Here is a 10,285-nt window from a genome sequence, read left to right on the forward strand (position 1 = left end):
GTTATGCGCCTGCATTTTATCGAGAGTGGCCCGGCCCTCCTGGTCGAGCAGGGCCGGCGCGTTCTGGTCGTCGCCGACCTGCACATGGGCATCGAGTCGGGCCTCGAACGTCACGGCGTCCACATAACGAGCCGGAGCGCTTCCCGGGCCGGCCGGGTCGTCGCCTGCATCGAGGAGACAGAGCCCGACCTCCTCCTCCTCCTCGGGGACGTCAAGCACAACGTCCCGGTCACGAGCAGGCAGGAGTACCGGGAACTCCCCGGCGTTCTCGAAGCGTTCCGCGACCGCGTGCCGCTTGCTGTCGCCCCGGGGAACCATGACGGGGGCATCGGGCGGTTCCTCGAACCGGGAGAACTCCTGCCTCCCGGGGGTGCGCTCATCGACGGTGTCGGCTACCTCCACGGCCACACCCACCCTGTCCCTGACCTCTTCGGCCACCTCATCGTCCTCGGCCACCACCACCCGGTCGTCTCGCTCGTGGACACCGTCGGGTGTGCCGCACGCGCCCGGCCGGCCTACCTCTACTCGGGGCTTGAGGGACCGTGTGGGACACAGGCGCCGCCGGAGGACCGCACCCGGCTCCTCTTCGTCCCGGCCTTCAACGAGTTTGCGGGAGGTATCGATATACTGCGGCTGCGGGAGAGCGGGATCGGCCCCCTCTCCCGGTGCATAGATGAGAAGAACGCGGAGGTGTTTTTAGCAGATGGCACGTACGTCGGCTCCCCGGCCACGCTCTGCCCCGCAGACGGCGGCGGCTGATCTCCTCGACCCGAGGGTGCGGGAGGTCATCCGGAAACGCGGGTTTACCGGATTATCCGAGGCCCAGGAGCAGGCTATCCCGCGGCTCCTTGCGGGGGAGAACCTGATCCTGGTGGCGCCGACCGGCACGGGAAAGACCGAGAGCGCGATGCTCCCGGTCTTCGACCGGCTCCTCGAGACCGCCGGCCCGGGGTTTAAGGCGCTCTACGTAACCCCACTCCGGTCCCTGAACCGGGATATCCTCACCCGGATGGAGTGGTGGTGCCGGGAGCTCGGGCTCTCGGTCGGCGTTCGCCACGGGGACACGCCGCAGAACGAACGGCGGAAACAGGCGCTCAATCCGCCCGATCTCCTGATCACGACACCGGAGTCCCTCCAGGCGCTCTTCATGGGCAAGCGTCTCCGCGAACACCTCAAACAGATCCGGTACGTCATCATCGACGAGATCCATGAACTCGCCGACAGCAAGCGGGGAGCGCAGCTCGCGGTGGCGCTCGAACGCCTGGCCGCCTACGCGGGGGAGTTCCAGCGGATCGGCCTCTCGGCGACGGTCGGGAACCCGGACGATATCGGGCGGTTCCTCTGCGGGGCCCGGGCGTTCTCGCTTGTGGAGGTGCCGGTCGCAAGCAGCCTTGAGATCACCGTCCGGTTTGCCGGGGAAGACTTCGCCGCCCAGACACGGGCCGTCGATGACTGTCTTGACGCGCCCGGCTCCACCCTCGTCTTCGTCAATACCCGGGTGACCGCCGAGGCCCTCGGCCACCAGCTCTTTCCCCGCGGCGACGTCGAGGTCCACCACGGCTCGCTCTCAAGGGATGTCAGGGTCGATGCCGAGGAGCGGTTCAGGAAGGGAGAGATTCGGACGCTCATCGCCACATCGTCGATGGAACTCGGTATCGATATCGGGCAGATCGAGCACGTCGTCCAGTTCGGCTCTCCCCGTGAGGTCTCGCGCCTGGTGCAGCGGGTCGGCCGGGCCGGCCACCAGCTCGACGCCGTCTCGCGCGGCACCGTCCTTGCCACGGGGTTCGACGACCTCCTGGAGTCGTTCGTGATCGCGCGCCGGGCGAAGGCAAACGAGTGCGAGCGGATAGTCCCGCCCGCCGGCGCCGCCGACGTGCTCGCCAACCAGGTAGCGGCGATAGCGGTCGAGTACGCCGAGATCGAGGTCTCCCGCGTCCGGGAGATCGTCGAGCAGTCAAGCGTCTTTGCCGGGTGCGGGCCGCTGCTTGATGCCGTCTGCAGCCAGATGGCGGAGCACCGCTTGATCCGGCTCGACGGCTCCCGGATCATCCGGACCGGGCGGGCTCGGCGCTACCTCATCGAGAACCTCTCGATGATCCACGACGAGCGCAAGATGGAGATCTTCGATATCGTCTCGCGCCGCACGGTCGGGACGCTCGACGAGTCGTTCGTTCTCGGGTGGATGCACACCGGCGCGATCTTCATCACCAAAGGCCAGCTCTGGCAGGTGCTCGAGATCGAGGGCGGCAGGATCACGGTCGAGCCGGCCGCCCGGGCGCGAGGAGAGGTTCCGTCGTGGGAGGGCGAGCAGATCCCCGTGCCGTTTGCCGTCGCCCGGGAGGTCGGGGCGCTCCGGAGGACCCGGGCGTTCGGCCGGTACACAAGCGTCTCCGGTGCGATCGCCTATGCGGAGCGGTCGATCGCCCGGATGGACGAGGGCAACTACCCGGTCCCCTCGGACCGCCTCATCACCCTCGAGAACGCGGATGAGGGGGTGGTCTGCAACGTCTGCGGCGGGCACAAGGCGAACGAGGCGCTGGCCCGGGCGCTCTCGGTCCTCCTCTCGGCCCGCTACGGGACGACCGTCGGGATCGAGGTCGGCGCCTACCGGTTCCTCCTGCGCCTGCCCGAAGATGTCCGGGCGCTCGAGGTCCAGGAGACCATCGCCGCACTCGACCCCGCGCACCTCCCGGGGATCCTGAAACTCGCCCTGAAGCGGACGGCGCTTTTTAAGTGGAAGTTGGTGCAGGTGGCGAAGAAGTTCGGCGCCATCGATGCGGACGCCGACTACGAGCGGTTCAGCATCCACCGGCTCATCGATCTCTTCGATGAGACCGTCATAGCGGCCGAAGCCTACCGGGAACTCTTCGCGAGCTCGATGGACGTGAATGCGGCGCAGGAGATCCTCTCAGGCCTTCGCGACGGCCACCTTACCGTCACCACCGGGCGGTTAAGCCCGCTCGGGAGCGAGGGGCTCTCGTCGTCCCGGGACATGATCCCGCCGCCGCTGGTCGACCAGGCGGTGATCGGGACGCTGATGCGGCGCCTGGAGAAGGAAGATGTCGTCCTCTTCTGCATGCACTGCCGGAAGTGGAAGAGCCGGACCGTCGTGGAGCGGGTCCCCGACCGGCCGCAGTGCCCGCTCTGTAGCGCCCGCCTCATCGCGGCGTTGAAACCCTGGGACGAGCAGTTCATCCCGGCGGTGAAGAAGAAGAACAAGTCCGAGGAGGAGCGGGCAGTCGAGGTCCGGTTTCTGCGGAACGCAAACATCGTCCTCTCGAGCGGGAAGAAGGCGGTGACCGCCCTCGCCGCAAAGGGCGTCGGCCCGGAGGCGGCATCCCGGATCCTCGCCACCCTGGCCGAAGGGGACGCCTTCTACCGCGAGGTCCTGAAGGCCGAGCGGAACTATGTCAAGACACACCGGTTCTGGTAGGGGGGGCGGGGTTGCGGTGGTTGACCTCTTTCTGGTGTGTCATCCTAAACCCTTGCCCGGTTGGAGAGCGCACCTCCAGGGGAAAGACAGCGGCTCAGTCCGGATCACAAACTTGAGCAACCCGGGGTTGCGGTGGCGACAGGGATGCCGGGATTTTAGGCAAGCCCGATACAGGGGACCGTGGCGATACCTGGTGAAAATCCGTATCCGGGGATGTTCCGAAGCGCGACTGGCCGGAGGGTGCGACGGACGAAACGTCCGGAGTTTGAGAAGCCGTCAGGCTTCGATACAGGAGCGTGAGCACCGTGAGGCTGCGAGTAACAATAGACAGACCTCCTCCGGGCGGATAAACCGACGACTTATGCAGAGAAAGTCTCTTGAGCGGGTGAACTACACCCGCACAAAAAATCGGGGCCCCCGGGACCCCCTCATCAAAAATTGGAAAACCAGTTTCACATAATGGTTTCGAGTCGCTGCTCCAGGAAATCAAGTCCTCTCTTGATGTCCTCGATATTCTTTCCGCCGGTCAGAATGATCTTGCCGGAACTGAAGAGGAGGGCGACAATCTTCGGGTCCTCGATGCGGTATACAAGCCCCGGAAACTGTTCGGGTTCATACTCGATGTTCTCGAGGTTGAGGGTGATGACCACCTTGTTTAAGTTGATGTACCTGCCCATGTCATACGAGCAGACCATATTCGTGATCGCGACCTGCGGCACATCGTAGGTGTCGATACCGGCATCGCGGAGCGACTGCATGATGATTTCCAGGCCCGGACGGAGGTCCGATTTTTTCCTGATACCAGTGAGCACCACTTTTCCCGAAGAGAATATCAGAGACGCAATCTTGGGCTTCTCAATACGGTAGACCGCCCCCGGGAACCTCTTCGTATTCAGTTCACAGTTTTTTATTTTATTAGATACTTTTTCGAGGTCGATCGAGTCGGCAATCGCCCCGGAGGCAACGATGTTCTCAATTTTCAGTGACTCGTATCCCTTCTCATCCATCGGTATGAGTATCATTTTTCGAACCATAATACTAATGGATAATCTTTATGGGCATTCCGGATGCGGAGCGTTCTTCGCTGTCGTGAATTCTTTAAACCCTGAGCGCGCAAACATTTATTGATCACGTTATGACAGATGACGAGCAAAGACCAGCATCCTACGAAGACCTCTGCGCGAACTTTACGATAGACGTCCCTGAATTCTATAACTTCGGCTTCGACGTGATCGACGCATGGGCAAAGAAGGACCGGAATAAGCTGGCGATGATCTGGACCGACCAGAAGGGAAACGAGAAGAAATACACCTTCTTCGACCTCATGCGCCTCTCGAATCAGGCGGTCAACATCTGTCTGAAATACGGCATCAAGAAGGGCGACCGGGTCATGCTGATGCTCCCCCGAACCCCCGAATGGTGGATCTTCACCATCGCCCTCATCAAGCTCGGCGCTGTGTACTGCCCCGCAACAACGATGCTGACCCCCAAAGACCTGAAATACCGCATTCAGGCGGCCGACATCAGGATGATCATCACCCTGGCTGAGTATGCCGAGAAGGTCGAGGAGATTCGGGAAGAGTGCCCCACACTCGCGGTCCGGCTCATGGTCGACGGCACGCGGGACGGGTGGGTCAGTTACCCCGTCGAACTCGACTACCCCGCGCCCTGCTCGCACAAACTGGTGAACCTCCCCGGCATGCACCGGACCAGATCGACTGACCCGCTGCTGATCTTCTTCACCTCAGGCACCACCGGAGAACCGAAGATGGTGGTCCACGACCACACCTATCCCCTCGGGCACATCGTCACCGGGCGCCTGTGGCACGACCTGCACCCAAACGACCTCCACCTGACGATCTCCGATACCGGCTGGGGCAAGAGCGCGTGGGGAAAACTCTTCGGCCAGTGGATCGCCGGCGCGTGTATCTTCGTCTACGACATCCGCGGCCGGTTCCATGCCACAGAGATCCTGCCGCTGCTGGAGAGGTACGGGATCACGACGTTCTGCTGCCCCCCGACCATCTACCGTATGCTCATCCTCGCCGACCTCGACAAGTTCGATCTCGCCGACATGCGCCACTGTTGCAGCGCCGGCGAAGCGCTCAACCCTGAGGTGATCCGGGCATGGTATGAGGGAACGGGCAGGATGATCCACGAGGGCTACGGCCAGACCGAGACGGTGCTCTGTATCGGGACGTTCCCCGGCATGAAGTGTAAACCGGGCTCCATGGGGAGGCCGTCACCGGGCTGGCACATCGAACTCCACGATGACGACGGGAAGCCGGTCGGCGTCGGGGAGGAGGGACGCATCGCTATCAAACTGGACCCGCGTCCGGTCGGTCTCTTCCGCGGCTACCTGAACAACGAAGAGGAGACCCGCAGGGCCTTTCAGGATGGGTTCTACTACACCGGCGACAAGGCATGCATGGATGAGGACGGCTACTTCTGGTTCATCGGGCGCGACGACGATGTCATCAAGTCATCCGGGTACCGCATCGGGCCGTTCGAGGTAGAGAGCGCGCTCATGGAGCACCCTGCCGTGCAGGAGGCGGCCGTCGTCGGGTCGCCCGATGTAATCCGGGGGCTGGTCGTCAAGGCCTTCGTCGTTCTCAAACCCGGGTACCGCCCCTCGGAATCCCTGGTCAAGGATATCCAGAAGCATGTCAAACGGGTGACGGCACCTTACAAGTACCCCCGCGCGGTCGAGTTCGTGGAGTCGCTCCCGAAGACAATCTCCGGCAAAATCAAGCGGTATGAACTCCGCGAAAAGGAGATGAAGCAGTTTATGGATAACAACTCCCACCCCACCCGGAAGTGCGGAGAGTAAACACCTTTATTTTGTTGGAGATGCTACGGTATTAGGCGCGAGGGTTGCCAAGCCAGGTCAAAGGCGCTGGGTTCAGGGCCCAGTCTCGTAGGAGTTCGAGCGTTCGAATCGCTCCCCTCGCATTCTTTCTTCTCTGTTCCGTGAAACGTTGCCTGGATAACGAGGATACGGGGCATTTTGAGATACCCAAAAATAGGTGAAATTATTTGACCCTGCCAAACTCCTGGCTTACATCGGCTGCGGAGTGGAAGGTCTTGTCGCTGAACATCTCAAGGACCTGGATCACCGCGTCTGGCGCGTTATTCTTCCGGGCAAGGCTGATCAGGTCCTGTTTCCCGCCAGGGTAGTCCATGCCGTGGAGGTATTTCTGGAATGCAGACGCACTCAGTTCTTCGACCGATCCAGCCTGAGCCGCAGAGGCATGTCCACCCTTAACCGAGGGCCTCTCTTCTTCTATCACGCTTCTCCTCTCTTCTGCCATGCTTCTCACCGCCTGTTTGACTGCATCCCGCACTGCGGGACACACGCCCAGCCCCATAGCTCCAGTCAAATAAAAATGTTGCTGTATTTTTAGGCTGAAATGTCGATGATATCGCGAGAAGGTAGTTTCAGTCCGGGATAGCAGCCGGCCGGTCACGAACCCGGTTTGGGGGATGGGATGCCTCCCCTCTCCGATCCATCCGCCTCCCCCTCCTTCTGGAAGAGGAAGAAATGGTGGCCGCTCCGGAACCTCATCGCCCGTCCGGTCAGGAGGTCCCCCCGGACACTGGCTGCCGCGATCCATCGCAGGCCTGGTCTGAGCGATGTCTTGGCCGGCCCGTACAGCGCTCTCTGCACTCGCGAATAGGCCCAGAAGAGAGGCGAGGCGTTGGTTATAGCATGGTACCGGAGGTGCATACCACGGTTTTTGAACGCCTCGATGTAGGACCCGGGCGTCCGGTAGAGTGCCCTCCCCCGATAGTACCCTTCAGTCTCGACGAGGAGATCCCCTGACCAGTTCACCTGGTCGATGATGGCGACGTATCCCCCCGGTTTTGTCACGCGCGAAAATTCCGCGATTGTCTTCGTTGCCTCAGCGCCGGAGAGGATGTACTTGAGAACCCAGACACAGTTCACCAGGTCAAAGGAGCCATCGGGAAATGGCGCCCCGTCGCCGAGAACGGTGAAGTCGGCATTCCGGACCTCTCGCTCCGACGCGAGCCGTTGTGCTGTGCTCACCATCGTAGGCGAGAGATCGACCCCCACGACACGGATTACCCTTGGTGCGAACCAGAGTGCCCATCGGCCGTTCCCGCACCCGAAATCAAGGACCTCGAAGTCCTCTCTGAGGGGAAGGACACGGGCGTAGAGAGCCTTCTGTGTGGAATCGATGTAGTGATTATAGACATCATCTCTCCCTATAACCGCCCTCAACGGATGGTCAGCGTGCTCGCCGCGGAGAGCATCCAGGGGATTTTTCGCCCCGGACGTGTCGGATCTGATTGCGCATCACCTGTCGCGATATACCTGGCTGCATGTATATAATAGGTAGTCATGGGCGGGCTTCGCCATGAGGTGCCGGAGGATTGTTTGACCGCCTGTTTCAGAGGATGCTGGTTCTGGGGTCCAGGAGCCCTTGCTACCGGGTTCTCTCTTCGTTCTGCTGTTCCGGCAGCCGTTCTTCCCCGGGGGATGAGTGACCATAACCCGGGCGGGGTGACGAAGGAACTGGTGACGTGACCGCACGTACCGGTCAATCAGAGATGAGGTTCTCTTGAACCCCGACTCTTTAAAAATGGGAGATATTTGGAGTACTGTTCTTCCGGGTAAAACCTTAATACCGCTGGAAGTCGCTTCTCGGTCTCGGAGGCCGGGCCTCGTCGATCTTTAAGGTGCGGCCTTCAAATACAGTGTCGTTCAGGGCTTCTTTTGCTTTCTCAGCCTCTTCAGGGCTGGACATCTCAACAAACCCGAACCCTTTGCGTTCAATGACTCTGACGTCATTTACCGTCCCATACTGGCCAAACAATTCTTTCAACTGCTCTTCATTTACCGAGTAGGTGAGGTTGCCGACGTACAGCTTGCTGCTTTCCATTCAAAGATCCTCTTTACTCATGTATGCTCAAACCTTAATTACCCTTCGGAGGAAACCCCGGGCAGTGGAATTGGGGCAACAGCCCTGGTGCAGGTACGCACGGGGAGATGAAGTTGCGCTTTCTTACATGGCGATTAACACCCCTGATAAAAAAATCAGGGCAATATACTACTCTAAATTGAGAGGTCGGGTTGAACGTATGCCGCGTAGAGTACGATACTCCTCCGGCCTGACGAAGTCTCCTCGTGCCTGCCCCCGTCATCTCCCGGCGACGTGTGCAACACTGACGACGTGCGGCACCGCCTGCCGTACTGGTTGAGGTGCGGCAAGGACCGTTCTCACCATCTCACCCCGACAGATTATTTCAGGCAGACCGCGGGCATGGGTGTCGGATCAACACCCACCAGCACCCTGTATATGTCAGATCCTCCCGGCAGACCCGAATTCCGTGAATATTCCCATTACAGATACATTAATGGTGGCCTGGGTCATTAGTATACACCTCCAGTAAAACCGGCAGGCGAACTGCGCCACCGCCTGTCACGGAGTTGATTAACTGACAAATAGACGAGGATCACAAAACAGCGAAAGCGAGGAAATTGTACGGGTACGATTACCGAAGAAACGAAACCGGGAGATATTCGGCCGGGCCGACCTGATGCTCGGGGCCAACCACATCCGCGTCCGTTGCGAGGACGGCGTCACACGCATGGGGCGGATCAAGGGCAAGATTAAGAAGCGGCTCTGGATACGCGAAGGCGATCTCCTGATCGTTGTTCCCTGGAGTTTCCAGGACGAGAAGTGCGATATCATCTATCGTTACATCAGGCCCCAGGTAGACTGGCTCAAGAAGCATAACTACCTCAGCCAATAATACCTTCTGCGCTACGGTTGAGACGCCGTCGTCAGCCTCCGGCAGGACCCGCACCAGAGTTCCCGGGAGCGGAGATAGACCCTTCGGGCAGGCACAATCCGGGATTCATCCTTTCCGGCAATATCATTCCCGGGAATCCTTATCGATGGCGTCAGAGAGGTTTGCCGCGAGATCGGTGTGCACCAGCATGAACGTTCTGCTCACCGACGCCGTCACGCTCGCCGCTATCTGCATGGTGAGCATGACGACCCGCATGGCGTCTGGAACGGTTCCTCCCTCCCACGCTCTCTCGATGCACTGGCTGGCAATCTGCTTCGTGATATCATTTCCCAGTACCACAAAGTTGCTTGCCCTGCCTCTCTGCGTTACCCGTAACCGGGAGTCGATGACCTCGGTAATTGCGTAACTCCCTCTTGTAGCGTACAGCCTCCTCCTATGGATTTCCGATTCCCCGGTTTCGGTCACCTCACCGATGAGCACCCCGTTCTGCTCTGAAACCTTGGCTTTATCATCCCTGACCCTGATCGTCACGCCAAACTCAGCCGCCCGCTCCTTCAGGTCGTCGTCGGAAGCGATCAAGCCGCTGTAGAGTTCGCGTTCCAGCTCATCGATGCAGGAGTCGTCCCCCTGGAATGCAATCTCCCGCATATCCCCCGCCATCACGGCGCCCTGTTCCCCAATGAATGCGATCACAAGAGTCATACAGTACCCCCAAACTCCCGGTGTGGAGCGGGAAGTTGCGCACATCCTTCACTCTCTCGCACACGGTATCAATCTGTTGATGCCCCGCCGGGTACCGTTCCATCGTTCTCCTGTCGCTGCCGGGACCAGAATGAGAGCGGATGCGTCTCTTCAGCCGGACGACGGATAATCGGGGAGATGCAGGGCGGGAAATGGGGGTAGTGCCCTACGAAACAACTGATACTCAACTTTGTTGAGATCTCATCTGGGTGTTCCCGCTTGATTGCAATCCGGGGCACGGCTTTCCCTGGGGTATCGCCATGGGGGCGGGGTGATGGGTGTGCGGATCTTTGCGCAAGCCAGGGGCGGGGGAGACCCCTCCCCGTCAGC

General features: G+C 60.5%; 9 protein-coding genes and 1 tRNA gene. 5 read left to right on the forward strand and 5 right to left on the reverse strand.

Annotated elements, in window-relative coordinates:
- The first annotated feature begins 3 nt into the window (after window positions 1-3).
- A complete protein-coding gene (locus tag BP846_RS12545) occupies window positions 4-759 on the forward strand; it encodes a metallophosphoesterase (protein ID WP_292396000.1) in 756 nt (251 codons plus the stop codon).
- Entirely contained in the window at window positions 704-3,436 is a 2,733-nt protein-coding gene (locus BP846_RS12550; RefSeq protein WP_292396003.1) for a DEAD/DEAH box helicase, read from the forward strand. The genes BP846_RS12545 and BP846_RS12550 overlap by 56 nt, the downstream gene beginning before the upstream one ends.
- Window positions 3,437-3,888: 452 nt before the next feature.
- Here BP846_RS12550 and BP846_RS12555 read toward each other — a convergent pair whose 3' ends face one another.
- On the reverse strand, window positions 3,889-4,443 hold the full coding sequence (locus tag BP846_RS12555) for a TATA-box-binding protein (RefSeq protein ID WP_292396024.1): 555 nt from the start codon (window positions 4,441-4,443) through the stop codon (window positions 3,889-3,891).
- Window positions 4,444-4,571: 128 nt separating this feature from the next.
- Here BP846_RS12555 and BP846_RS12560 point away from each other — a divergent pair, with 128 nt between their 5' ends.
- Entirely contained in the window at window positions 4,572-6,266 is a 1,695-nt protein-coding gene (locus tag BP846_RS12560; RefSeq protein ID WP_292396005.1) for an AMP-binding protein, read from the forward strand.
- A 37-nt stretch (window positions 6,267-6,303) separates the two neighbouring features.
- A tRNA-Leu gene (locus BP846_RS12565) sits at window positions 6,304-6,388 on the forward strand.
- An 80-nt stretch (window positions 6,389-6,468) separates the two neighbouring features.
- On the opposite strand, the gene BP846_RS12570 is transcribed toward BP846_RS12565, so the two are convergent.
- From BP846_RS12570 to BP846_RS12580, 3 genes are all read right to left on the reverse strand, one after another.
- A complete protein-coding gene (locus BP846_RS12570; RefSeq protein ID WP_292396008.1) occupies window positions 6,469-6,747 on the reverse strand; it encodes a DUF2795 domain-containing protein in 279 nt (92 codons plus the stop codon).
- 152 nt (window positions 6,748-6,899) lie between these two features.
- A complete protein-coding gene (locus tag BP846_RS12575; protein WP_292396011.1) occupies window positions 6,900-7,679 on the reverse strand; it encodes a class I SAM-dependent methyltransferase in 780 nt (259 codons plus the stop codon).
- Between the two features lie 400 nt (window positions 7,680-8,079).
- Window positions 8,080-8,340 (reverse strand): RNA recognition motif domain-containing protein, encoded by a 261-nt coding sequence (locus tag BP846_RS12580; RefSeq protein WP_292396016.1) that lies wholly within the window; start codon window positions 8,338-8,340, stop codon window positions 8,080-8,082.
- 556 nt (window positions 8,341-8,896) lie between these two features.
- Between BP846_RS12580 and eif1A the strand changes: the two genes are divergently transcribed.
- Entirely contained in the window at window positions 8,897-9,214 is a 318-nt protein-coding gene (gene eif1A / locus BP846_RS12585) for a translation initiation factor eIF-1A (RefSeq protein ID WP_292396027.1), read from the forward strand.
- Between the two features lie 123 nt (window positions 9,215-9,337).
- Here eif1A and BP846_RS12590 read toward each other — a convergent pair whose 3' ends face one another.
- The gene (locus tag BP846_RS12590; RefSeq protein WP_292396019.1) at window positions 9,338-9,916 is read right to left on the reverse strand and encodes a DUF2121 domain-containing protein; all 579 of its coding nucleotides are present in this window, start codon (window positions 9,914-9,916) and stop codon (window positions 9,338-9,340) included.
- Between the last annotated feature and the right edge of the window lie 369 nt (window positions 9,917-10,285).

It is taken from the genome of Methanoculleus sp. UBA303, from assembly GCA_002501655.1.
In the GTDB taxonomy this organism is placed as follows: Archaea; Halobacteriota; Methanomicrobia; order Methanomicrobiales; family Methanoculleaceae; genus Methanoculleus.

What these genes read in the sequence shown, in the direction of transcription:
- BP846_RS12580 (WP_292396016.1), bottom strand. Translation starts at nt 8,340, where the DNA reads ATGGAAAGCAGCAAGCTGTACGTCGGCAACCTCACCTACTCGGTAAAT.
- BP846_RS12545 (WP_292396000.1), top strand. Translation starts at nt 4, where the DNA reads ATGCGCCTGCATTTTATCGAGAGTGGCCCGGCCCTCCTGGTCGAGCAG.
- BP846_RS12570 (WP_292396008.1), bottom strand. Translation starts at nt 6,747, where the DNA reads ATGGCAGAAGAGAGGAGAAGCGTGATAGAAGAAGAGAGGCCCTCGGTT.
- BP846_RS12555 (WP_292396024.1), bottom strand. Translation starts at nt 4,443, where the DNA reads ATGGATGAGAAGGGATACGAGTCACTGAAAATTGAGAACATCGTTGCC.
- BP846_RS12550 (WP_292396003.1), top strand. Translation starts at nt 704, where the DNA reads ATGGCACGTACGTCGGCTCCCCGGCCACGCTCTGCCCCGCAGACGGCG.
- BP846_RS12590 (WP_292396019.1), bottom strand. Translation starts at nt 9,916, where the DNA reads ATGACTCTTGTGATCGCATTCATTGGGGAACAGGGCGCCGTGATGGCG.
- BP846_RS12560 (WP_292396005.1), top strand. Translation starts at nt 4,572, where the DNA reads ATGACAGATGACGAGCAAAGACCAGCATCCTACGAAGACCTCTGCGCG.